Raw genomic sequence first — 23,969 nt, 5'->3', positions numbered from 1 at the left:
TAATAATGTAATCGTTTAGTTCTTTGAGGATAACTCAATGGCTTTATTCAGAGCACAGACAAAACTGCCAATATCGGCCTTGCCTGTACCCGCGAGATCGAGCGCCGTACCGTGGTCAACCGAGGTACGAATATAAGGTAAACCTAAGGTGATGTTTACCGATTTGCCAAATCCTTGTGACTTGAGAACGGGAAGTCCTTGGTCATGGTACATGGCCAAGACGACATCGGCGTCCTGTAAATATTTAGGTTGGAACAGAGTATCGGCCGGTAATGGGCCGACAATATTCATTTGGAACTCTTCACGCAACTCGTTGAGTGCAGGAATAATCACGTCGATTTCTTCACGCCCTAAATGGCCGTCTTCACCAGCGTGTGGATTGAGACCACAGACATAAATTTTCGGTGAAACTATGCCAAATTTACTGATGAGATCGGCATGTAGAATCTTGATAATATGCTGTAAGCGTTGGCGTGTTATGGCTTTTGCAACATAGGCCAGAGGAATATGGGTGGTCACGAGTGCCACTTGCAAACCCGGCGTTGCCAGCATCATCACTACATCGGGGCAATTTGCTTGATGGGCAAAAAACTCAGTATGGCCACTAAAGGAAATACCTGCTTGATTGATAATGCCTTTATGCACTGGGCCTGTCACGACAGCATCAAACTCGCCGCTCATGTTTTTTTCGCCCGCATAACGCAAGGTTTCAACTACATAAGTGCTGTTTTGCTCATCGAGCTGACCGCAAATCGATTCGCTCACTAATTTAAAGGGCGCTATGGTTAATGTGCCAGCTTCTTGTGGCTTAGGAGCTTGATTTGGCTGGTAAGGGCGGAAAGTCACTTGCAAACCGAGTCGTTTCGCACGGCTCGCAAGTAATTCTGGATCCGCACAAACGACTAACTCAGCAGGCCAAGCCTGCTGAGCGAGTTGTACGACTAAATCGGGGCCAATACCTGCGGGTTCGCCTGGGGTAACGGCAATACGTTTAGTGCTCAATTAGAATTAACCTCGATTGGTCTCTGGCTGGAAGATTTCAATGTATGCGTCTGAACGCATTTCGTCTAGCCAGTTTTGCAGTTCTTCGTTAAATTTGCGACGGAAGATCAACTGGTGCGCACGGTTGCTATTGAACTGATCCGTGGCGTCGGTTTTTCTGCGTTCTTCTAATTGAGTGATATGCCAACCGTGAGTCGTACGGAATGGCTCACTAATTTGGTCGTTTTTCAAACTATTGAGCGTTTGAGCAAACTCAGGTACGTAAATGCTTGGTTCTGCCCAACCTAATTCACCACCTTTTGTGGCCGAACCAGGATCTTCTGAGTACTGACGCGCTAGGTCTTCAAACTTAGCTTCACCTGAGCGGATTTGCTTCAGGAATTGCTCAAGCATGGCTTTAGCGCGGTCTTCTGACAGGATCGGCGATGGCTTGAGCAAAATGTGGCGCGCTCTAACTTCTTCGATTTCTTTGGTTTGTAGGCCGCGAGCATCCATGATCTTAATAATATGGAAACCTGCACCACTCTTAATCGGGCCGATAATGTCACCCATTTTCGCACCGTTAATCACTTCGGCGAACAGAGTTGGCATTTCGTTGATGTTCATATAATCCCAAATACCGCCTTCGAGTGCCTTAGGACCTGAAGAAGAAGCGATAGCGGTACGACGGAAATCCTCACCACTCTTCAAACGTTCTAATACGATATTGGCGCGTTTGCTTGATGCTTCGAGTTGTTCACTGGTGGGGTTATTAGGCACGTCAATCAGGATATGGCCAATTTGGTATTCCACATCTTTCATCCCTTGTTCTTGGATGAGTTTGACTAGGCTAGTAATTTCCTGTGGTGATACTTGAATGCGGCGTTGTACTTGAATACGTTGAATTTCACCTAGAGTGATTTCTTCGCGCAATTGTTCGCGGTATTGGCTGAAACTTAAACCTTCGCTTTCAATTTTTTGTTGCATCTGCGCGACAGACATTTTTTGTTCGCGCGCGATGTTTTCAATCGCTTGGTCTAGTTGTAAGTCACCAATATTCAGCCCTATACGACTAGCCATTTGCAATTGTAGGCGAGTTAAGATTAAACGCTCAATCACCTGAGTGCGCAGGGCACTGTCAGAAGGTAACGATTGGTTTGCTGCTTTGGCATTCGCTTTAACAGTGTCAATCATGTTAGTGATTTCACTTTCGAGCACTATGCCGTCGTTAATTTGGACTGCAACGCGGTCTAGCGGCTGGGGTGCGGCCAATGTAGGTTGGCTGATCGCGAGTGCAAATAAAGCAAAAATCAGATGTTTACTGGGTTTCATCCACAAAATCCTTGGCACGTTCTAAGGTCAGGTTCGACGGCTTAATTGAAATAACTTTACCATTTATATCGAAATTACAGTGAGTTGCCCTAATGTAATTTTTTGGCGACGCATTTGAGTGCAAGGTTAGACCTTAAGATCCGTTTTTATTCGCTTTAGCAAAAGGTGAACGGTAAAGCACTCATTAATTTGTTTGGACTCTTAGTCCTTGTTGAGGTTCAGCAATCTATCACAATTCTTTGCTAATTCCTCAGATAAAGCGGTTTTCTGTAGTTAAACAGGCCGTCATTGAGCATATCGGATATGCCTAATGGTCCAGAACCACCGAGTCCCTTAATGATTAAGTTCAGGTAGATACCACTATCAAACTGTTCGCGAGGATCAATTGTGGCAGAACCTATATTGTCGTCATAGTTGGTTTTAATGCGGTAATGATAACTAAGTCTTACTGCGTAACAGCATGATTCGTACTGGATACCTGTGTAAGTTTCAATACTGCGACTTTCGTTAAGGTCATAATACCAATTACCAACAAAGTAGAGGTCGTCACTGATTGGCCAAGCGCCACGAACGCCCGCTTGGGAGATATTCACTGTATCATTGGTATTTGAGTTCAATAAATCTGGGACATAGCGATAGCTAAATTGCAGCAATTTATTCGCTTCAGGTCTGAAATCTAAGGTGACTTCGGATTTTTTATTGTCACTGGTGTTGGTATCGTACTGAATCGCAGCCCCCATATACCAATCATGGGACAAGCGGGTATCTAACTCTGCAGCAAGTACTGAAGTTGATTGATTAGACTCAAAAATACTGTCTTCGTAACCGACTTTACTGTCTTGCAGATAAAAAATTTGTCCTAGGCTGAATTTAGTGGCTTCTTGGTTGTGACTATCAAACAGGCGTGTAGTAACACCTAGAGTGACTTGATTTGCATCGGAAATCCTATCCAGACCCGAGAAGCGACGATCACGGAATAGACCAAAGTAGTCGTCCTGTAATTGAGCCGTATCATAAATGCCTATGTTGCGTTGATCTTCGTAGCCGACATAAAGATATTGAAATTGTGGCTCGAGCGTTTGGCGGTAGTTTTGATCGAAAAGCTCAGTAAAACGTTCGAAGTTGATTTGACCATTAATTCGTACCTGCGGGATGGTGCGATTCACTGTGTCGTCTAGTTCTTCACTTGGATTGTTATTTTGCTGCCAATAATTGGTCTGCATCAGCTTAACTTGGCTGGTGAGCGAGCCTGAAGGTCCATGTATTGGCAGAGTTACGCTCGGTGACATGTGCAAACGAGTTGCCGTATTAACATTGTTGTCCTGATGGGCAAAATTCGTTAGCTCCGAATTGAAACCAAAATCTAAATTGTTCCAAAAATCAGCAGCGCGATAGTTAAAGTTAACCTGAGGCATGACTTGATATGGTTTTTCATCCTCACCCAGTACTTTAATATCTTGTACTCGGGTGCTTAGATCCCAGTTACTTTCGAAGTAGCTGATTTCACCTATGCGTGATAACTGGTTATCGGTTGCACGGTTAACATCTGACTTTAAGTCATTGAAATAATTGTTATCTGATACATCGGTAAAATTCGCTAATACGCGCCAATTTTTGTCGATCGCCCCTTGATGCTGCCAGTTATATAAGTAGCGATTCGGGCTACCATCGATCAATTTGTCATTGCCTAGATATTCTAAATTGACTCGGCCATTTTGGGCCTCACCCGCCAGATAACCAAACTCTGTTTTAGTGAATAAACCACGGTTTGACATATAGCTAGGTGTAAATGTTAAATCGTACTCTGGGGCAATATTCCAATAATAGGGTGCGGAAATTTCGACACCATCAGTAGTGCTAGTGCTAAAACTAGGGTAGAGAAAGCCAGATTTACGTTTGTCTGAAACGGGGACTGTCATGTAGGGAATATAGAATACAGGTACACCGCCAATTCTTAGTTTGGCATTCCAAATTTCGCCCCATTCTTCTTCACTGTTGATCTTGATCTTTTCGGCCTCGAGTAGCCAAGACACATTGTCAGGAGGGCAAGTAGTGAAGTTGGTATTCGTTAAAATTAAATTGTTATTGATAGTAATTTGCAGTTTTTCGGCATCACCGTGAACTTGTTGGCCATGGATCCAATATTGTGCGCCTTTAAGGGTGGCACGGTTTGTCCGCATTTGAGCTTGTAAGGATTCGGCTGTAACGGTGAAGTTACTGTCTTGAAAGACTAAATTACCATTGGCATCAAACTGTTCAGTAGCTTGATCTAAAATCGCCTCATCGGCTGCTATGTGCCTATCGCCTTGGCTAAAAACCACATCGCCACGGAAAATCGCCTGCTTCCCCATTTCGGCATTGGTGTTATCAGACGCAATACGTATTTTGTTGAGTTCAGCCGCATTCATCCCTTGGGTTTGAGATACGATACGGGGTACTGGCGGTTCGATTAAGCATTGGGATGCCGAAGCGGTTAGAGAGTCGTCTGCCAGGACTAATTGCGGTAACAGGCTCAGGGCCAGAAGGTATCGGATCTGCATCTTTAGGTCAGTAATTATGATTTCTTATTCTGGACAAGTATGGATGGGGAAAGTTGCAATTGACAAACGCAACATCGCTTAATAAATCTCTCAATTTCTTAGCTGTTTCCAAATTCTATGCCAGCTATAATAAAGCAATTTTTCTTTAAGAGCCATGAAATGACTTTATCCGATCCGAGATTTCTTTCCCTTAATCAGTGGCTGAATGCTTATTTTTCCTGTGAGGTGATGCCTGTGTTGATTTCCGGAGACGCAAGTTTTAGGCGTTACTTTCGGATTTCGATGCCTGATGCTACCTTTATCGCCGCCGATTCACCGCCTCAGTTAGTGCCTATCGCCCCCTTTATTGCCCTGTCGAATGCTTATTCAGCCGTGGGACTGACAGTTCCAAAAGTAATCCACGCCGATGCCGATTTGGGTTTTATGTTGATGAGTGATTTGGGCGATACCCAACTCTTATCTGTATTGACGGTACAAAATGTGGAACGGTTTTACCGTCAGGCGCTCGATTTATTACCGCAAGTGGCCGCTGTGATTGAGTGTAAGAATTTTGATAGCGGTTTAGTACAGGCATTACCTAACTACGATGAAGCCTTTGTGCGCCGTGAATTACACATTTTTACTGAGTGGCTGTTAGGAACACATCTTAATTTGTCTTTGGACGCGGCAGAGTTGCAACTGCTGAATGATACTTTTGATCGCCTCGTCGGCAATGCGCTATCTCAACCTAGTGTGGGAATGCATAGGGATTTCCATAGCCGTAATCTTATGCTGCAAGCGGACAAGCTGTGCGTGATTGATTTTCAGGATGCTGTCGTTGGTCCTGTGACTTACGATGCGGTATCACTACTACGCGATTGTTATATTCGTTGGCCACAGCCGTTAGTTGCAGACTTGATGCGGTATCATTATCAGCAAGCATTAGCGCTTGGTTTTATTCCCGCACAGACTCCTTTTGAGCAATATCAAACTTGGTTTGATCTCATGGGCTTACAGCGTCACATTAAGGCGGTAGGGATTTTTGCACGGTTAAACTATCGCGATAGTAAACCTGCGTATATGGCGGATATTCCACTGACATTAACGTATATTGTCGACATCTCGCTGCAGTATCCCGAACTCGTGCCATTTGCACACTGGTTAACTCGTCGTGTGTTACCTGCGTTTACTGTGAGTCAGTCTTCATCTGAGGTTAAGCAATGAAAGCCATGATCTTGGCCGCTGGACGAGGGGAAAGGTTACGGCCGTTAACGGATAGTTTGCCTAAACCTATGGTGCCAGTGTTAGGTAAGCCACTGATTGTTTATCATATTGAAAAACTTGCCGCGATAGGCATAGTCGATATCGTCATCAACCATGCTTGGCTAGGGCATAAGTTAGTCGAAGCACTGGGCGATGGTAGCGCTTTTGGGGTGCGCATTCGGTATAGCGCTGAAGAGAGCGCGTTAGAAACCGGCGGCGGCATTAAACGCGCTTTGCCTTTATTGTGTGAGGACGGAAGCGACGAACCTTTTTTAGTGATTAATGGTGATGTGTTTATTGATGCTTTACCGCCAATCACGCAACTGGCTGCGGATAGGCTCGCTCACTTATGGTTAGTGCCTAATCCTGAGCAGCATCCAAATGGCGATTTTGCTTTGAATGGTCATCAAGTGCATGAGCGTGGCGATGTTAAGTACACGTTTTCGGGCATGGGCATTTATCACCCTGCGCTATTTCATGACACGCCGCAGGGCGCCTTTGCACTGGGGCCGTTGCTCCGATCGCAAATGGCTCAAGGCAGAGTTAGTGGTGCCTTGTTTAATGGATTTTGGTGTGATGTCGGTACCATTGAACGATTGCAAGCGCTTGAACTAAGGTTACAAAGTAACAAGTAAATTTCGGTGCTGGCATATCCATAGGATTAAGCTAGTGCATCAAATACATAATAGAAATCAGGAAATAAGATGCGGCTTTGGGGTAAGTTTTTTGGATTTGTCATTGGCTTTATGTTCGGCCGTATTTTTGGTGCACTGCTAGGTTTGTGGCTCGGTCATCTTTACGATAAGCGTGCGGCATCGGGCGTGGGTTTTCGACAGATTCTAGGGCAGGCTAAGAATCGCCAAGCCATTTTCTTTAATACCACATTTGCAGTAATGGGGCATGTGGCGAAAGCATCAGGACATGTTACCGAAACCGATATTCGCATTGCGACCTTATTAATGGATCAAATGCGTTTAACGGGGGAAGCCCGTAAAGAAGCGCAACAGGCATTTCGTGAGGGTAAATCGGCGGATTTTGATTTGCGCAGCAGCTTACAAGCTTTCCGTGTTATTACGATGGGACGCAAAGAGTTAGTGCAGATGTTCATCGAAATCCAGATCCAAACGGCACTGTCTGATGGTGAATTGGATCCCGCTGAGCACGCTATCTTGATGACGATTGCTCAAGAGTTAGGTTATGGTCGAGCGCAGTTAGATGAATTACTTAAACGCTGGCAGGCGGAGTTTCGTTTCCATCAAACATCGAGTGGCAATAAAACATCGATTACTGATGCCTACAGTTTACTTGGCATTACGAACGAAGCTAGCGACCAAGAAGTTAAGCGGGCTTACCGTAAATTGATGAATGAACATCATCCCGATAAGTTAGTGGCGAAAGGGTTGCCACCGGAAATGATGGAGCTAGCTAATCGTAAGGCTCAGGATATTCAAGCAGCCTATGACAGAGTCAAGTCTGAGCGCGGTATGCGTTAGCCTTGATTAAATTGGTTTTTGTAAAAGATAAGGAATTCATTATGAAAAACACTTACCGTTTGTTGCTGTTGGCGAGTTTGTTACCTGTGGCTATGTCTACGCAGGCCGAGGTATTTATCGCTCCTTTTGGTGGTTATAGTCTGGGGGGCGGTCAATTTGATGTGAATCAATATGAGGTCAACACTGATCAAACGGGTGATAAGGCCGATGTGAAAGTCGAGGAGTCGAGTCATTACGGTTTGATGGTGGGTATTGGCACCAATGATCCCGGTAATATTTATCTTTTATATAGTCATCAAGCCTCTGAACTGAAAAGTGGCGGCTTGTTTACGCCAGACTTTCTTACCTCGTTAGATTTAGATTACATCCACTTGGGTGGCACTTTATATTTTCCCCGTGGCGATATCCAGCCCTATGTCACCGCCAGCGCGGGGATCACCCGTATGCTGCCTAGCGGTTGGTCGAGCGAAACGCGTTTCTCCATGGGAATTGGTGGCGGGGTAGAGTATCAAGTGACGCCACACTTTGGCCTGTTTGCGGATATTCGGGGTTATGCGACTTTTATCAACAGTGACACTTCGCTGTTTTGCAATGAAGATGAATGCCTATGGCACATTACGTCGGATGTGATGTGGCAGGCTCAGGCTAACCTTGGGCTCAAAGTCAGTTTTTAGATCTAACGCATCGTCTTAAAAGGAGATTTAGTGGCATGAAAATAGTCGTACTTGATGGTGAAACCTTAAATCCTGGCGATCTCAGCTGGCAATCCTTAAATGAATTAGGCGAGTTTGCGTGTTTTCCCCGCACAAGTGGCGCTGATATTGTCGCGCGAGCCCAAGGTGCTGAAGTCATTCTCACCAATAAAACGCCGTTGACTGCAAAGACGCTAGCACAACTTCCTAGTCTCAAATACATAGGCGTATTGGCCACGGGCACGAACGTTGTCGATATCGCGGCAGCTAAAGCGCAAGGTATAGTGGTCACTAATGTGCCCGCTTATGCGCCTGATGCCGTTGCGCAAATGGTGTTTGCCCATATTCTGCATCACACCCAAGCCGTGGCCGCCCATCATCAAGCTGTGGTCGACGGCCGGTGGGTGAACTGCCAAGATTTTTGTTTTACTTTAATGCCGTTGCAATCTTTAAAAGGCAAGACTTTAGGCTTAATAGGTTATGGCGATATCGGTCAGCAGGTGGGAACACTAGCCCTCGCATTCGGGATGAAAGTGCTTGTCAATACTCGCTCAGTTATCAAGGATTTACCCCAAGGCGTGACGTGGGCGCAACGTGATACTGTGCTTAGCGAATCAGATATTATTTCGCTCCATTGTCCGCTTACTCCAGAAACTGAGCAATTTATCAATCAACAAACCCTCGCCTTGATGAAGCCTAATGCGTTGCTGATTAATACGGCGCGCGGTGGATTAATTGATGAAGCCGCGCTTGCAGCAGTGCTTTTGCAAAACCGCTTATTTGCAGGTGTTGATGTGTTATCGACCGAGCCGCCTACTGCAGATAATCCCTTACTGCATGCGCCTAATATCAGCATCAGCCCCCATAATGCGTGGGCGACGAAGGAAGCAAGGCAAAGTCTACTCAATATCGCAGTGGCGAATTTGAACGGTTATTTGAAGGGGGAAGTGATTAACTGCGTGAACAAGTAAAGCGGTATGCGTCTTTCTCTCTTTTCATCATGTCGACGTTGAGAGAGAAAGACGTAAATTGTTATTTATTATTGAGTTTTTCTTCTACGTATCCACCACACACCCAATAAGCCTGTGAGGGCTAATACGCCAAATACGACGGGCTTTTTCAGCTTGTGGTACAGGGCGTTCCATTCTGCCATTTCATTCGCCTGCGCTCGTTTTACTGCACCGTCAAAATCGGGCGCTTCACATTGCAAACCAAAGTTCTCGGCCCAAGGCACAAAGGGGCCGTTGGCGACGTATTTTTTGTAGTAACGCAGGGCAAGCTCTTGATCTCGATACAATACCCAACCTGTGGCTTGGCAGAGTAGCGCTGCATAGGCTTGGCTGTTGTGGGGCACATGATCCGATGCCTTGTTGGCTAGTTCCGCCGCCGTGTAGCGATAATGGAAGCGTTTATCGGGGATTGCTTGGCTGGCACTGATCCGCAGCTGTTCTTTCTCAGCCAGTTTGCTCGGCTCATTCCAATCACTTAGATCGAACACACCTTGGTAGATAGTGTAATCCGGGGCTAATTCAAACCCTAAGAGTTCCATGCCTTGGTGGCGGGCAAGTTCGGCAACAGCCCAATAGGCTTTTGCGCTATCAATGCCTTTTGTTTTTTTCGCTGCATTCAGCTCTGTGCCGTAGGCAAGGGCGCTGGCATTCAGTTTAGGATTAGGGAAGTAAACCGGCGCTTCAGCTATCGCGCCTTCGCGTAATAGCCTGCGACCTAACAAGTAGCGCAAGCGGTTGTTAATTGGCTCAATATTATCGTACCAGTCGCTGTCTTTAGGGTATTCAAAGGCGATAAATGGCACATGTTCGTCGATAAATAACTTAAGTTCAGCCGTGGTGAGCACGCGCTCCGCCACATAGGCGATGTCTTGCCAGTACTCATCACCGCTGGCGAGTAAGTGATTGAGCGCATCGACATATTCGCCACGCTCTAGTGACAACACTCCTTGCTCGGCACGAATACGACAGTAAGTGGCTGTATCTTCATCGGCATTAATGGCTTGTTGCTGAGTTTCTTTAGCGTCAACAGTGGCCGAGATCTTATTGAGTTGCTCAGGGAAGTGACGCGCTGCCTGAGCATAGGCCTTGGCCGCTTCTGCTTGATCGCCCTTTTGTAGCATTAATTTTGCGTTGAGCCACCAAGTGAGGCCGCTCGGTTTCGCTAGCGTTAATAGGCGCTCAGCACTGGCATAATCCCCTAACTGGTAATAAATCGCCGCTAATTTATCGCCATGGTTGAGCTGTAAGCCATCGGTTGGAAATACTTTAAGGAGCTCAGCAACCTTTAATCCCATTTCTGAAAGCTGGCCATTGTAGGCGAATTCATTAGTGCTGCTTTGCCAATAGGCAATCAATAACTGCTGCACGCTCGCCTGTTGCAGTAGCGGCTTAAGTTCAGCAATCTCTTTACCCATCAAAGTGCGGCTTAACATCAATAAGGAATCATAACCGCCGCTATCGCCCTGTACCGATTGGGTGGCATAGAGCTCAATAGCTTTATTCAGTGCATCAGGGGTGAGAGTCATTTGCAGCTCTGACTCAGTTTCACCTGTACCTTGATTGGTCAATTGCGGGAGCGGCTGACCTTGGTGTAACAGGATATAGGCTTGCTCACCTAAGCTCGCTAAACTCAAACGCAGGGGATCGGCGGCGCCTTGTGCGACTTCGGTTTGTAATTGTGTTAGGTAAGCATTGGCACGATTAAAATGTTCAGGATCAGCCGAAGTCTTGCTTAAGATAAGCTCAATACGCGACAGCGAATAGAGTGCCCACAGGCTACGAGATGCGCGTTCACTTTGTGGTAATTTAATGATTTTGATGAAATAGTTACTCGCCCTCTCATAATCTTTTGCTTCAAACGCTACGGCACCTAAGGTGTACCAAGTTAGCGCTTGTGGTAGATCTTTGTCTAACTTAGCGGCCATTTGCTCGGCTTCAATGGGGCCCGTTGCATCCCGCAAAGTGTTCACTAAGGCTAAATGGGTGTCACTTAACTCGCTGTTTTCAAAGGCGCGAGTTTGTGAAAGATAACGGCTATGCACTTCATCCCAGAGATATTCCTGTGCAGCTGGTGCATCTTGATACTGCCAAGGTAAAGGCTTGGCGAGGGCTGTGAGCTGTTGGCTAAAGGAGGTTTGCGGTAAATAACTGAGATTGCTCTGCCTATCCTGAGTGAGTTGCAAAGGAAAATCGGGGCCGCAGGCCAATAGCATAGGGGAAAATAAGCTTAAACAAATGAGCGTGGTCTTTTTAAGCATAAAAGCCCGATTGGGTGTTGCCATGGTAAACGATAGTTTTGGCTTATGGCGCATAAATTCCCTGTAAATATAATGACTCACAACGTGCCCAGCCTATCACTTTTTGGCCGCCAGGGTTGAGCATGTGTGTTTGAATGTCTCTGTTTGATTGCGGCATAGGCATGATTGCAGTGCGTGAAACTGTTTTGGTTTGTGTCAACGCTGCTGTATTCTCAGCTCGCCATTGCCACGTTAACAACCCATCTTTTTGTATTACGCTATAGCCATTTTGCGCATCATACCCGCTGCAAGCTTGTCCCGCTAGCGACAAAATAGGAGGAATTTCACCTGCAATATTACCGTGATTCATTAAGCTCAGTTGAAATAGCTGTGGCCTGTGGATTTCCAGATTTTTTGGCTTATTTTCAGCGGCTAATGTCGTTTGGGTTGTGGCCTTGTTATCGCTTGAGATCACTAATTCAATCTTGGCGGCAAGTTCACCTTGCTGTGCAACGGCGATTAAGGTGTTGAGTGGCCAAACTCTTTTATCCCCTTCCAGCGGCAGCCGAAACCAGATAATGCCTCTGAGTTTGGCATCTTTTTGAGTGTGTAGTTTTTGCACAAAGGCTTGCAATACTAGAGGATCGGCCATCAGTTCCTGTACTACATTGGCTGATTGGAGTTGATCGCGCAGCGGTGTTTCACTTTCAACTTTATAACCTGAAGCAGTACTGATGACCGCCGAACCATAGGCGGGGAGCGCAATAAGGTAAGGCACAGTGTTGATATTTGAGAGTTGCTGCACCCACTGCCAACCTTGAGTCGCATCGAATAGTCCGAGGCGTGGATCGCTTACGCTGTGAATTTGTAGCACGAGTTCATCAATACTGGTGAGTAACACGGGAAAATCGGCGCTACTGAGCCAAGCGGGCAGTGCAGTAATGCTGAGTTTGAGTTCTGTGGGTAACTGCGCTTTAAGCTTTTTAAGAAAATCCCGATAGGCTGGCAGTTTACTGTTGGCACTGTCGTGGTCGATTTCAACACCTGTGATGTGCGTGCCTTTTGCCTGCCAATTTGCTAGTACTTTTTTGATTTTATTAATAACTTGTTCATCATTTAAATGCACGAACTGACCATCTAAGCGAATCACGGCAATTTTTGGCCTAGGATCTGCCTGCAACCAAGCATGATTGACCGCAACTTCAAACCAAATGTCCGCGCCATTGAGTTTTGGATGCGCTTGCAGCGCTAAAATACGTAATCCTTGGAATGCACCTTGGCTTTGCACTAATGCCGTTTGATTGGCGGGGCGCCATTGGCGCTGCCAGATATAGACTTCCTGCGAAAGTGGCGCTCGAAGCGTTGTTGCTTCTGTAGCGGCTTTTACTGCGACACTGGTATTTGGGCTAGCCGTGATTTCATTGGGGTTTGATGCCGGCTGGCAGGCGCTTACAAATACTGAAGTACACAACAAAGCGCATAATAGCCACTGATTTTTCTTAATTTTTTTAACCAAATTTCCCATGCTACTGCTATGAATTCCATTTTGAATGAGGCATTACTATGCCTGAAAAATGCCGCTTGTACATTGTGGTCAAAGATCCTGCATTAAACATCAAATCTTAAACTTCAATCATCTGATATCACATCTTAAGCTTGGTTTTCTTGTAAGGTAAAAATCAGAATTCAGGATCGACTTGAAAGCGTATCTGTTCACGGGTGACGGGATGTTGAAGCATCAATAAATCGGCATGCAGATGCAGGCGATTGGCGCGAGTACCATAAAGATCATCACCCACAATGGGCGTATTTAGCCCTTCTGAGTGGGCGCAGTGAACTCTGAGTTGATGGGTTCGGCCCGTTTTTGGGGATAGATATACGCGGGCTGTACGTGCCATTTCATCGATATGGCTCAATTCCCAATAGGTTTGGGCCGCTTTGCCAAATTCATGGCAAACGAGTTGCCTCGGTCTATCGTCTAAATCGCCACGCAGGGGTAAAGAGATTTGTCCCGCTGCCGGCTTATCAGGGATCCCTGCTAAAAGTGCCACATAACGCTTAGTCACTGTGCGCTGGATAAACTGTTTTTGCAGCTGTTTATGGGCGTCTTTTGTCAATGCGATCACCATTAATCCCGAGGTCGACATATCGAGCCTGTGGACGATAAGCGGCCCAGTGGCATTGGGAAACGTTTGCCGCATGCGCGAATACACTGAGTCTTCAATCTCTTTGCCGGGTACGGATAAAAACTCGGCGGGTTTATTCACAATCGCCATAGTCTCGTCTTGGTAGAGGATGCTTAAGATTTTGCCTTCGGCGGGGTTCGTCAGCAGCGGATTATCATCGACAACAAGCCCTTCGAGCATATGCCCCAAGATAGGCTGGCATTTGCGCAGACAGGCGGGATAGAACTGTTTGTGTTGGCGAATTTCCGATTTTGGCGGCGCGCCCCACCAAAACTCGGCAATCGCCAATGGTTTAAGACCATGTTTAAAGGCGTAATGTAATAATTTGGGCGCGGCGCATTCACCCGAGCCTGCGGGCGGAGTCAACTCAACCGTGCCGTTAAATATGCCGTTAAGGCTCTTTTCTGCGCCTTGAATATTCAAAAAACGATACTGCTCAAACAGCTTTTGCTGCAGCGCGGCCGAGAGCCGTTTACGCTGTTGTCTTAACGCGTCGCGTCTATCTGTCAGTTGAGTTAACGCTTGGCTGACGGCATGGATACGTTCATCCCAATAGCGTTTAATGTCTCTTAACTGATTCTTTTCATTGATACTTTCTTGGCTAAGCTTAGCTTCGATTGCAGCGTTTTCACCTAAAGTCTCATCAGTCGGATTGGCAGCCCATTGCACTGCGAGTTGATTGCGCTGCGCCTTGCGGGATTGGCGACCATCGATCATCACTTGCCTGTGGGCGGCAAGCTTGGCTTGTGCTTGAGCTTGCTCAGCGTTGAGTTCGCTCGATAGCCGAGGAATATCGGGGTGATTTTCTACTGCAAGTAGCTGCTCGTTAATTTGGTTGATTTGCAGATTTTCGGCGTGGAAAAAATTGTCCTTAGCCAGCATATCAAACACAGGTGGAACGAAGCGTGGCCAATGGTTTTGCTCGGCTAACTTGCCCGAAAATGCCGATAAATAGCCCACTTTCCCCTGCGGATCTTGCACTAAAAGCACACCAAACATCTTGCCAATGGCGCCAGTTAACTCCCCCGTGAGGCCAAAGTTATGTTGCCAATCGTTTTGAGTCTCAAGGTGGCGTTGTAATTCGTTGGCAGCGATCACGCACAATGGATGCGGTTCGTAATAGAAAGGAAAGGTAAAACGCTGCGGCAGGGCATAGGCATCAATGGCTTGCGTGAAAGAGGTAAAGCAAGAAGGCTGAAGATGCATATGGGTTCTACTGTTGGTTTTACTTATCAGGGTTAATTATCGGAGTTAATTATCTGGGTTAATTATCTGGGTTAAGCCACAACTTAGGATTTACCTAAATGCAAGCCGAGGGCTGGCAAGAAAGGGCGCTAGTTTACTCCGCCTATTGGGGACGGTCACTTTTTATTGGTACGGATTTTAGATACGGCTCTGTGTTGAAAAAGGGAAATGGCAGTAAAGCGCATTTCCCTTTGATGTGTCGCTTGTGCTTAAAGCCAATGTTAAACGGCTAAACCCGCTTAAAAGATGACCTTCACTTTACTGGCGCTATCGAGTGCTTTGCTGATTGCGCTGTCGATATCGCTATCACGGGCAAGCGCGACCCCTAAACGGCGGCGACCATCGATATCGGGTTTGGCGAATAATCTGAGCTGAGTATTAACCGCTTCTAATGCCGCACCAATCCCTTGATAGCGGATATTGCTTGAGGTGCCTTCGGCCAAAATCACCGCCGAGGCACTTGGACCATGCTGATGGATATTGGGAATAGGCAGGCCGAGAATCGCTCTAACATGTAGGGCAAATTCCGATAAATCTTGGCTGATGAGTGTCACAAGTCCAGTGTCGTGTGGCCTTGGTGAGACCTCAGAGAAATAGACTTCATGGCCCTTAACAAATAGCTCTACGCCAAATAGTCCATAACCGCCAAGGGCTTCGACCACTTTACTCGCAATCGCTTGGGATTTTGCCAACACTTCATCGGACATGGCTTGTGGCTGCCATGACTCGCGGTAATCGCCATCTTCTTGTCTATGGCCAATGGGCGCACAAAAGTGAATGCCGTTGACTGCGCTTATGGTTAACAGAGTGATTTCATAATCGAAGGGAATAAAGCCTTCGACTATCACGCGCCCACCACCAGCGCGTCCGCCTTCTTGGGCATATTGCCACGCTTTATGGCTTAGGGCGATATCGCGAATAACGCTCTGGCCTTTGCCCGATGAGCTCATGACCGGCTTAACCACACAAGGCACTCCAATTTCGCGAATGGCTTGATTAAATTCGGTTTCGGTATCACAGAAAAAGTAGGGTGAAGTCGGTAAACCTAAGGTTTCGGCGGCGAGGCGGCGAATACCTTCTCTGTCCATCGTGAGTTTAGTTGCGCGGGCAGTGGGGATAATATTCACGCCTTCGGCTTCCATTTCCACTAAGGTTTGGGTGGCGATGGCTTCAATCTCTGGGATGACTAAGTGTGGTTTTTCTAATTCGATGATTGCACGCAGCGCTTTAGCATCGAGCATATTGATCACATGGGATCGATGGGCGACTTGCATGGCAGGGGCGTTGGCGTAACGGTCAACACCAATTACTTCAACGCCTAAGCGTTGCAGTTCAATGGCGACTTCTTTGCCAAGTTCACCGCAGCCGAGCAACATGGCGCGTCGTGCGCCCTCTGTGTAGGGAGTGCCTATCATGTGTGGGTACCTTTGAGATTGTAGGGATGATGGGTTTTATGCTTGCGTTCTATGCCGCAATGATGTGGTTAGTTTAGCCTGAACAGGCTTTAGGATCATGGAGTAAATTGACAAGTGTGTCCCGGATCACTGGGGGCAAAAACGAAACAGCATATCTTTGGTTAATGTTGAGGTTGAGAGCAAAGTCAAATGTTAATGTCATGTTGGTGGCATGTTCGGGGGCCATCCACTAATCTTTGGGATGGAATAGATATTATTAATACAAGGAGATGCGGATGTTCTTAGATTACTTTGCGTTAGGTATTTTGTTTTTTGTCATCATTATCATGTTTTATGGTGTCATAGCCATTCATGATATCCCCTATGAAATAGCCAAAAAACGTAATCATCCCCAGCAAGATGCATTGCATATCGCCGGGTGGGTGAGTCTATTCACCCTACATGCTATTTGGCCATTTTTATGGATCTGGGCGACTTTATACCGTGAAGATCGCGGTTGGGGGTTCAATACTGTAATGAAGCGAGAATTAGTTTTAGAGGAGGATGTGAATTCATTGCGCGAGACGGTCAGAGGGCTTCAGACTCGGCTTGAACAGTTAGAGCAAATAACTCCCATGAATATAGCGCCTGCTGTGGATGCGATAAAAAAAGAAAAAGTTGAGGTATAACATGGATTTATTACTCATACTCACCTATGCGGCCGTGTGTATTGCTATCTTTAAAGTCTTTAAAATTCCGATGAATAAATGGACTGTTCCCACCGCAGTGCTGGGTGGGGTATTCATTATTGGTACCTTATTGCTGGTGATGAATTACAACCATCCTTATTCTCGTTTTGCCCGTGAATATTTTGTCACTATCCCGATCACACCCGCAGTAAAAGGCTTAGTGACTTCGGTGGAAGTGCAGCCTAATATACCTGTTAAACAAGGGGATGTGTTATTTCGTCTCGATCCTATTCCCTTCGAGGCCGTTGTTAAACGTAAACGCGCAGCTTTGATGGAAGCTGAGCTCCAAGTGCCACAACTTGCCGCGGCGTGGGAGTCGGCTAAGGCTAATGTAGAGCGCGCTAGGGCCGATAAAGACCGTAATAAATCTGCCTTCGAGCGTTATGAGTTAGGCCGCAAGAAAGGGGGCGCGAATTCGCCTTTTACTGAACTGGAACTCGATAATAGGCGTCAATTGTACTTAGCCTCAGAGGCACAACTGACCGTCGCGAATGCTGAAGAACTGCGTGTCAGGCTGGCCTATGAATCTAATATTGATGGTGTCAATACTAAAGTAGCTGGCTTGCAAGCTGATTTAGCCAGTGCACTCTACGATTTAGAACAGACAGTCGTGCGGGCACCTGCTGATGGTGTGGTGACGCAAATGGCACTTCGTGCGGGAGCGATGGCTGTGCCTTTACCATTACGTCCCGTAATGAGCTTTATTCCCGACGAGCAGCGCTACTTTGCGGGGGCATTCTGGCAAAACTCGTTAATGCGTTTGCAGGAAGGTGATGAAGCTGAAGTGATATTGGATGCCGCTCCAGGACAAATCTTTAAGGGGAAAGTGGCGAAAATATTACCCGCTATGGCTGAAGGTGAAGTTCAAATGGGCGGCGCGCTGCAGTCATCGGCTCGTTTATTTCAAAATGGTCGCGTTATTGTGCTGATTGATATCGAAGATGATGCTATCCGTACGCAATTTCCTGCGGGTGTTTCTGGGCAGGTTGCAATTTATACTGAACATTTTCATCATGTCGCTGTGATGCGTAAAGTATTGCTGAGGATGCAAGGTTGGTTGAATTACTTGTTTTTTGATGGACATTAACCCTTAATCGGTTAACTTTTGTCTGTTGTATCAAGTCCAGTTCGCTGGACTTTTTTGTGACACATTTTTGGGTGAATAAAAAGGAATTTGAAAGCATGCAAGATATTCACGATTTAACCTCAGTGCTGCGCTCCAATACGCCAATTGTAGTGATTGAAACCTATGAAGAATATCGCGTGGTTGAGCTGCTTAAGCGGGTCGCCAGTGTGCTCTATCAACCGGTGTTTACATGGAGCATCACCCAAGGCCTAGCACGGGTCGATAAGCCCTTGGCGGCGCAAAAGTTTAATAGCGAACCCACAGATCTGCTCGGGCAAATTAAATCAACCTCGCAGCAGGGAATTTATGTGCTGTGCGACTTCCATCCCTTTGTGATTGATGCACCTAAGAATGTCCGTTTGCTTAAAGAAATCGCCCTGGAGTATGAGACGCTGCAGCACACCTTAGTGCTGGTGAGCCACGCTTTTGAAATCCCGCCTGAAATCAAACGTTATTGCGCATATTTTCACTTAACTTTGCCAAGTACAGTGCAATTGCAAAATCTGATTTATCTTGAAGTTGATAAAATTCGTCACCAAGGTACGCCGCTACAGGTCGATGATGATGCTGTGGTCAAATTAGCCGATAATCTGCGGGGCGTGACTTTAGACGATGCCCGTCGTCTCGTACGCAAAGCCATAGTCAATGACGGTGCTATTACCTTGTCAGATATCGACGCCATCAATAAAGCCAAGTTTCAGCTACTCGATCTTAATGGTGTGCTGCAATTTGAATACGACACCAGTGATTTTTCACAGGTCGCAGGACTACATAATCTTAAAAAATGGCTCAAGCAGCGCTCGCCCATAGTGGCTGTCAGCGCCCTTGACCAAGGCGGCCAGCCGACTCCAGTTCAGCACGTCAAAGCGCTCGATGCGCCCAAGGGGATTTTACTGCTGGGCGTTCAGGGCAGTGGTAAGAGCCTCGCGGCTAAGGCGGTTGCGGGCGTTTGGCAACGACCTTTGCTTAGGCTCGATATGGCAGCCTTATATAACAAATACATAGGCGAAACCGAGAAGAACCTGCGTAACGCACTGGATCTGGCTGACATGATGTCGCCCTGTGTGCTTTGGATAGATGAAATTGAAAAAGGCTTAAGCGGGAGTAGCAGTGATGAGGGAACATCGACGCGGATACTCGGCACCTTACTCACTTGGATGGCGGAGCGTAAATCTGAAGTGTTTGTGGTGGCTACCGCTAATGATATTCAAGCTCTGCCGCCAGAGTTGATGCGAAAGGGCAGGATGGATGAAATCTTTTTTGTCGATTTACCCGACGAAGCTATACGCAAAGCCATCTTCTTAATCCACTGTAAGCGCCGTGGAATCGATGTAGCGAGCTTAGATCTCGCCCAGTTATCGGCGCGTAGCCAAGGATTTTCCGGCGCCGAAATCGAACAAGCAGTTATTGCTGCCATGTATACCGCAAGAAGTGTCGAGTGCAGTGTCGACCAAGTGTTATTACTTGAAGAACTTAGTAAGACACGGCCTTTATCTGTGGTCATGAGCGATAAAATCAATGCGCTACGACAATGGGCTGCAGGCCGAACCGTGAATGCCCATGAGTAAGATTTTTGCTTGGTTCCATGAGTGCTAACTAGCATTTTTAAACGCTATATTGGCTTAGTTATTTTCGAGATTCCTAAGGTACTGTTATGAATGATGAGTCGTTTTACTGGATATTAGTGATACAAGGATAAGAGATTGAAAAGTATATATGAACTGATTGATATCGAAGACTCTGGCATAAAAGTAGTCAATGAAATGGTTGCTGGTGCTGAGCATTGTGTAGAGATACTGCCGCCTTCAAAGGATCGGGTTGAAGTACTTGAATCACTTCAGGTATCGACTCGTTCGGTATTAGGGGCAATTGCCTACGAAACCGGTGGGATTTTGATCGACAATGGATGGATTCGTTTTTTCGGCTCTGGACATGAAAGATTGTCTAGAAACCTTACTGATTGGAATAGAAGTGCACATTATCTTTTAGTGGCGAATGACGTAGTTGGTGGATTTTTTGCTATCAACGGCGGCGGTTTAGGCGCAGATGTTGGGAATATATACTATTGGTCGCCAGACTCAATTCATTGGGAAGGGTTAGAAATCGGGTTCGCAGATTTTTTTCAATGGTCAGCTACAAAGAGAATCAATGAGTTTTATGCGAGTTTAGGTAAAGAGCGCTTTCAAAAAACCTATTCACAGATAGCTACAGATAAATGCCTGAGCTTTTATCCATTTTTATGGGCGAAAGAAGGTTCTATTGAAATAAGCAGCGTGAAAGTGGTGTCAGTTGATGAAATGTATAGGCTGAAATTGGAATTATTAACCTCGGTTAGTTAATTCGTTTACCCGCTGATTTTATGAGTACTTCTGCAATAATTATTTGTTATAAACATCTAATATATTGATTGTTAGATGTAAATCTGCTTATCAGCTCTATTGATTCAACATGGATGGGCTGTATATGCCATCCATGATTAATCACTTTTTCGGAGGGGACAGCGCCAAGATCTAGCTGACGTTTTGGCGGTATCTTGGGCTTTCTCGTTACCGCTTGCATCAAAAATCAAAGCTGTCGCTATCACCAAAAGTTGTCGCGGCAATGCCTAATGAGTGCTTTAGTGTTTGGCGTGACAATATCTCTCTAAATGGTTTGAATCTTAGCGGTATCCGCTCCCTGTGGTACCGCTATTCCTATCATGATGACATTAGATATCAAAGGCGAGACTGCCCGGAGTCAGGAATGGCCAACTTAGACGCGTCGGTGAACTCTCACCCTGCGCACCAAAGAAGTAAGCTGTTCTTGGGGTGGCGTAAACTACACTGCCTTTTTGCAACCCGAGTTCCTGCAGATTATGGTGGGTGAATTTGGCTTCCCACAGCTCTTCGCTATGCCAGCCGTGTGGGGCTAATTCCAATCTAACTTCGGCGCCGATTGGGGTCATAGCGACAATATTGAACGGCAAATTGGCCTGACTATTGGGCTTATTTGACAGCGCTAATTCGTGACTGCGTACATAGAGAACACCATCTTGCTGCAGTGTTTGCTGTTCTGGAGGTGTTAAAAATGCTTGACCATTTTCCCAACGTTTTTGTTGCCAACTGGCTTCAAAGACATTGACGTTACCAAGAAAATCAAACACAAAGCGACTATTGGGGTGCGAGTATAGCTCAGCAGGTGTATTAATCTGCTCTATATGACCATTGCTCATCACTACCACTCTATCTGAGAGCTCAAGCGCCTCATCCTGATCGTGGGTCACAAACACGCTGGTGAATTTCAATTCATCATGCAGGCTGCGTAGCCAGCGGCGTAGTTCTTTACGCACTTTAGCATCTAAGGCGCCAAAGGGTTCATCCAGTAGCAAGACTTCTGGCTGGGTCGCCAGTGCGCGGGCCAATGCTATTCGCTGTTTTTGTCCTCCCGAGAGTTGTTCAGGATAGCGCTGTGCGAGGTGGCCTAGTTGTACTGTTTCTAGCAGCTGTGTCACTCGCTTATGAATTTCTGCCGCCGAAGGTCTTTGTTTTTTCGGCATGACTTCGAGTCCAAAGGCGACGTTATCGGCGACCGTCATATGGCGAAACAGCGCGTAGTTTTGAAACACAAAACCTACGCGTCTTTCACGCACATGCACTTGAGTGACATCTCGGTTGCCGAATTGAATTTGGCCGCTATCGGCTCCTTCAAGACCAGCAATAATCCGCAGCAGTGTGGTTTTGCCTGAACCTGATGGTCCCAGCAGACCAATCATTTCCCCTTCTTGAATATCGAGATTAAGTGGGGAAAGCGCCTGAAATTGGCCAAATTTCTTGGAAATATTAGTAAGACGAATACTCATAGTTGGCTCTGCTCTTTATTGTCATTGGCGGTTAAACTGCGTTGTTGCCGCCATTCCACTACGGCTTTTAACATTAGGGTAAATAGGGCGATCAGGGCCAGTAATGACGCGCTCGCGAAGGCGGCTTCGGCCTGATAATCTTCATACAATAATTGCACATGTAAAGGTAAGGTATTGGTTTCGCCGCGAATGTTGCCAGACACGACAGCAACGGCACCAAATTCTCCTACGGCTCTGGCATTGGTGAGGATCACACCGTAAATCAGTGCCCATTTGATGTTGGGCAGGGTCACGCGGCGAAAGAGTTGCCACCATGACGCTCCGAGGATCACTGCAGCTTCTTCTTCCGATGCGCCCTGTTGTTGCATCAATGGGATCAGTTCTCTGGCTACAAAGGGGCAAGTGACAAAAATGGTCACTAATAGTATTCCCGGCCAAGCAAACATGATCTGCAGATCGTGCTCATATAGCCATTCGCCCAGCCAGCCACTGTTGCCATAGAGCAGCAAATAGAGCAAACCTGCGACGACAGGGGAGACCGCAAATGGAATATCAATTAGCGTGATCAGTAACTTGCGACCGGGGAATTCAAAACGAGTCACGCTCCAAGCCAGCATGATTCCGAACACTAAATTGATCGGTACTGTGAGTGCTGCCACCATCAGCGTTAAACCAATCGCATGCAGCGAATCCGGTTGAGTTAGGTGCCCAATATAACGCTCCCAACCTCCGACAAACGCTTGCTGAAAAATACTCACCAACGGCAATAGCAACAATAGCAAGCCTAAGAGCACGGCGAGGGTAATAAGGCTCCATTTGATCAGGGGCGCTTCACCGACTCTTAAGGGTTTAAATGAGTTCATATTCGCTCCTTATCGTCCATGAATGCGGCGCAGATAACGCGCCTGCCACAGGTTTATCAGCAGTAATAGCAGTAACGAGGTCATCAGAACCACTGAGGCAATGGCGCTGGCACCTGCAAAATCAAATTCTTGTAGGCGGACAAAGATCATTAACGAAGTGATTTCACTGATATAAGGCATATTGCCAGCGATAAAGATCACTGCACCAAACTCACCCAGACTGCGGGTAAAAGACAGTGCCGTTCCAATCATTAATGCTGGCCAAAGGGAGGGCAAAATAACCCGCCAGAATACCGAACGATCCGAGGCGCCAAGCGTCATTCCCGCTTCTTCTTCCTCGTGGGATAACTCTTCGAGAACGGGTTGTACCGTACGAACCACAAAGGGAATACTGGTGAAAATCATCGCGACCACTATGCCTAGCGGGGTGTAGGCAACTTTTATGCCCCATTCAGCTAATAGACTACCGATTTGGCCGTTTTCCGCATAAAGGGTGGCTAAGGTGATACCGGCAACGGCGGTCGGCAAGGCAAAGGGTAAATCTACCAAGGCATCTAAAATGCGTTTGCCGGGAAATTCATAACGCACGAGTACCCATGCGAGTAATAATCCGAAAAGGCAGTTAAATAATGATGCCGCGAGCGCCGATAGTATGGTGACTCGGTAACTGGCAACCACTCTGGGATCGGCAATCACACCCCAGTATTCGGACCAGCTCATTGAACTGGTCTGCATAATTAAGCCTGTGGTCGGCAATAATAGGATTAGGCTGACAAACAGTAGGGACACACCTAAGCTGATGGTAAAACCGGGAAGAACCCGTTTATGGCGTAAACGCCCGTTATTAAAAATCACAGAATAATCACCCGATCAGGTTAATTGCGTTAAACCAATACTATTTATACGGTTCGCTCGTTGTTGGCTCAAGCCATTTGTTGGATTCAATCTTTACGGCTAACACAGATTGATAAATGCCAATTAGCGATAAACCCGAGACTTTGCTCGGGTTCAATGTTGATATCTTACTACATTAAGGACGAT

At 46.5% G+C, this 23,969-nt stretch carries 19 protein-coding genes; 9 read left to right on the top strand and 10 right to left on the bottom strand.

The features are described 5' to 3' along the window. Positions 1–15: 15 nt before the first annotated feature. The 3 genes from pdxA to lptD form a co-directional block, all read right to left on the bottom strand. Positions 16–1,002, bottom strand: coding sequence for a 4-hydroxythreonine-4-phosphate dehydrogenase PdxA (gene pdxA, locus L5L98_RS13395; protein ID WP_105249994.1), 987 nt, complete (start codon positions 1,000–1,002; stop codon positions 16–18). Between the two features lie 6 nt (positions 1,003–1,008). After that, positions 1,009–2,313, bottom strand: a complete 1,305-nt coding sequence (gene surA, locus L5L98_RS13390) for a peptidylprolyl isomerase SurA (protein WP_105249993.1) — start codon at positions 2,311–2,313, stop codon at positions 1,009–1,011. 242 nt (positions 2,314–2,555) lie between these two features. Further along, positions 2,556–4,853 (bottom strand): LPS assembly protein LptD, encoded by a 2,298-nt coding sequence (gene lptD, locus L5L98_RS13385; protein ID WP_263141577.1) that lies wholly within the window; start codon positions 4,851–4,853, stop codon positions 2,556–2,558. A gap of 117 nt (positions 4,854–4,970) precedes the next feature. Here lptD and L5L98_RS13380 point away from each other — a divergent pair, with 117 nt between their 5' ends. From L5L98_RS13380 to L5L98_RS13360, 5 genes are all read left to right on the top strand, one after another. Next, positions 4,971–6,056 carry an aminoglycoside phosphotransferase family protein gene (locus L5L98_RS13380; RefSeq protein WP_263141575.1) on the top strand — a complete coding sequence of 362 codons (1,086 nt, stop codon included), beginning with the start codon at positions 4,971–4,973 and terminating at the stop codon, positions 6,054–6,056. Beyond that, positions 6,053–6,730, top strand: a complete 678-nt coding sequence (murU, locus tag L5L98_RS13375; protein WP_263141572.1) for an N-acetylmuramate alpha-1-phosphate uridylyltransferase MurU — start codon at positions 6,053–6,055, stop codon at positions 6,728–6,730. Before L5L98_RS13380 ends, murU begins: the two co-directional genes overlap by 4 nt. A gap of 69 nt (positions 6,731–6,799) precedes the next feature. After that, the gene (gene djlA, locus L5L98_RS13370; RefSeq protein WP_113939902.1) at positions 6,800–7,588 is read left to right on the top strand and encodes a co-chaperone DjlA; all 789 of its coding nucleotides are present in this window, start codon (positions 6,800–6,802) and stop codon (positions 7,586–7,588) included. 41 nt (positions 7,589–7,629) lie between these two features. Next, positions 7,630–8,262 (top strand): outer membrane beta-barrel protein, encoded by a 633-nt coding sequence (locus L5L98_RS13365; RefSeq protein ID WP_028761520.1) that lies wholly within the window; start codon positions 7,630–7,632, stop codon positions 8,260–8,262. 35 nt (positions 8,263–8,297) lie between these two features. Then, positions 8,298–9,251, top strand: a complete 954-nt coding sequence (locus L5L98_RS13360) for a D-2-hydroxyacid dehydrogenase (RefSeq protein WP_263141567.1) — start codon at positions 8,298–8,300, stop codon at positions 9,249–9,251. Positions 9,252–9,319: 68 nt separating this feature from the next. On the opposite strand, the gene L5L98_RS13355 is transcribed toward L5L98_RS13360, so the two are convergent. The 4 genes from L5L98_RS13355 to purT form a co-directional block, all read right to left on the bottom strand. After that, positions 9,320–11,602, bottom strand: a complete 2,283-nt coding sequence (locus tag L5L98_RS13355; protein WP_263141565.1) for a hypothetical protein — start codon at positions 11,600–11,602, stop codon at positions 9,320–9,322. Beyond that, complete coding sequence (locus L5L98_RS13350) at positions 11,592–13,052, bottom strand: DUF3142 domain-containing protein (RefSeq protein ID WP_263141562.1); 1,461 nt, start codon at positions 13,050–13,052, stop codon at positions 11,592–11,594. The genes L5L98_RS13355 and L5L98_RS13350 overlap by 11 nt, the downstream gene beginning before the upstream one ends. Positions 13,053–13,206: 154 nt before the next feature. After that, a complete protein-coding gene (locus L5L98_RS13345; RefSeq protein ID WP_263141559.1) occupies positions 13,207–14,919 on the bottom strand; it encodes an RluA family pseudouridine synthase in 1,713 nt (570 codons plus the stop codon). Between the two features lie 278 nt (positions 14,920–15,197). After that, entirely contained in the window at positions 15,198–16,373 is a 1,176-nt protein-coding gene (gene purT / locus L5L98_RS13340) for a formate-dependent phosphoribosylglycinamide formyltransferase (RefSeq protein ID WP_263141556.1), read from the bottom strand. A gap of 275 nt (positions 16,374–16,648) precedes the next feature. Here purT and L5L98_RS13335 point away from each other — a divergent pair, with 275 nt between their 5' ends. The 4 genes from L5L98_RS13335 (at position 16,649) to L5L98_RS13320 (ending at position 20,566) form a co-directional block, all read left to right on the top strand. Continuing rightward, entirely contained in the window at positions 16,649–17,041 is a 393-nt protein-coding gene (locus L5L98_RS13335; RefSeq protein ID WP_263141553.1) for a DUF3302 domain-containing protein, read from the top strand. A gap of 1 nt (position 17,042) precedes the next feature. Further along, complete coding sequence (locus L5L98_RS13330; protein WP_263141549.1) at positions 17,043–18,188, top strand: HlyD family secretion protein; 1,146 nt, start codon at positions 17,043–17,045, stop codon at positions 18,186–18,188. 95 nt (positions 18,189–18,283) lie between these two features. Further along, positions 18,284–19,795 (top strand): AAA family ATPase, encoded by a 1,512-nt coding sequence (locus tag L5L98_RS13325; RefSeq protein WP_263141546.1) that lies wholly within the window; start codon positions 18,284–18,286, stop codon positions 19,793–19,795. A gap of 135 nt (positions 19,796–19,930) precedes the next feature. Next, on the top strand, positions 19,931–20,566 hold the full coding sequence (locus L5L98_RS13320) for a DUF2625 domain-containing protein (protein ID WP_263141545.1): 636 nt from the start codon (positions 19,931–19,933) through the stop codon (positions 20,564–20,566). A 368-nt stretch (positions 20,567–20,934) separates the two neighbouring features. Here the strand turns inward: L5L98_RS13320 and L5L98_RS13315 are convergent, their stop codons facing one another. The 3 genes from L5L98_RS13315 to cysT are packed head-to-tail and all read right to left on the bottom strand — an operon-like array spanning position 20,935 to position 23,783. Then, positions 20,935–22,065 (bottom strand): sulfate/molybdate ABC transporter ATP-binding protein, encoded by a 1,131-nt coding sequence (locus L5L98_RS13315; RefSeq protein ID WP_131523841.1) that lies wholly within the window; start codon positions 22,063–22,065, stop codon positions 20,935–20,937. Then, positions 22,062–22,928: a sulfate ABC transporter permease subunit CysW gene (cysW, locus tag L5L98_RS13310; RefSeq protein ID WP_028759251.1), complete on the bottom strand. Its 867-nt coding sequence runs from the start codon at positions 22,926–22,928 to the stop codon at positions 22,062–22,064. The genes L5L98_RS13315 and cysW overlap by 4 nt, the downstream gene beginning before the upstream one ends. Positions 22,929–22,937: 9 nt before the next feature. After that, positions 22,938–23,783, bottom strand: a complete 846-nt coding sequence (gene cysT, locus L5L98_RS13305; RefSeq protein WP_105249982.1) for a sulfate/thiosulfate ABC transporter permease CysT — start codon at positions 23,781–23,783, stop codon at positions 22,938–22,940. Positions 23,784–23,969: the final 186 nt, after the last annotated feature.

The sequence above is a fragment of the Shewanella sp. SM23 genome (assembly GCF_025654295.1).
Lineage (GTDB): Bacteria > Pseudomonadota > Gammaproteobacteria > Enterobacterales > Shewanellaceae > Shewanella > Shewanella oncorhynchi.
The sequence above is the reverse complement of the archived record's forward strand: the minus strand, read 5'-3'. Positions and strand labels throughout refer to the sequence as shown.

Coding starts and splice junctions, on each gene's coding strand:
- surA (WP_105249993.1), bottom strand. CDS start 2,313: ATGAAACCCAGTAAACATCTGATTTTTGCTTTATTTGCACTCGCGATC.
- lptD (WP_263141577.1), bottom strand. CDS start 4,853: ATGCAGATCCGATACCTTCTGGCCCTGAGCCTGTTACCGCAATTAGTC.
- L5L98_RS13380 (WP_263141575.1), top strand. CDS start 4,971: ATGCCAGCTATAATAAAGCAATTTTTCTTTAAGAGCCATGAAATGACT.
- murU (WP_263141572.1), top strand. CDS start 6,053: ATGAAAGCCATGATCTTGGCCGCTGGACGAGGGGAAAGGTTACGGCCG.
- djlA (WP_113939902.1), top strand. CDS start 6,800: ATGCGGCTTTGGGGTAAGTTTTTTGGATTTGTCATTGGCTTTATGTTC.
- L5L98_RS13365 (WP_028761520.1), top strand. CDS start 7,630: ATGAAAAACACTTACCGTTTGTTGCTGTTGGCGAGTTTGTTACCTGTG.
- L5L98_RS13360 (WP_263141567.1), top strand. CDS start 8,298: ATGAAAATAGTCGTACTTGATGGTGAAACCTTAAATCCTGGCGATCTC.
- L5L98_RS13355 (WP_263141565.1), bottom strand. CDS start 11,602: ATGCGCCATAAGCCAAAACTATCGTTTACCATGGCAACACCCAATCGG.
- L5L98_RS13350 (WP_263141562.1), bottom strand. CDS start 13,052: ATGGGAAATTTGGTTAAAAAAATTAAGAAAAATCAGTGGCTATTATGC.
- L5L98_RS13345 (WP_263141559.1), bottom strand. CDS start 14,919: ATGCATCTTCAGCCTTCTTGCTTTACCTCTTTCACGCAAGCCATTGAT.
- purT (WP_263141556.1), bottom strand. CDS start 16,373: ATGATAGGCACTCCCTACACAGAGGGCGCACGACGCGCCATGTTGCTC.
- L5L98_RS13335 (WP_263141553.1), top strand. CDS start 16,649: ATGTTCTTAGATTACTTTGCGTTAGGTATTTTGTTTTTTGTCATCATT.
- L5L98_RS13330 (WP_263141549.1), top strand. CDS start 17,043: ATGGATTTATTACTCATACTCACCTATGCGGCCGTGTGTATTGCTATC.
- L5L98_RS13325 (WP_263141546.1), top strand. CDS start 18,284: ATGCAAGATATTCACGATTTAACCTCAGTGCTGCGCTCCAATACGCCA.
- L5L98_RS13315 (WP_131523841.1), bottom strand. CDS start 22,065: ATGAGTATTCGTCTTACTAATATTTCCAAGAAATTTGGCCAATTTCAG.
- cysW (WP_028759251.1), bottom strand. CDS start 22,928: ATGAACTCATTTAAACCCTTAAGAGTCGGTGAAGCGCCCCTGATCAAA.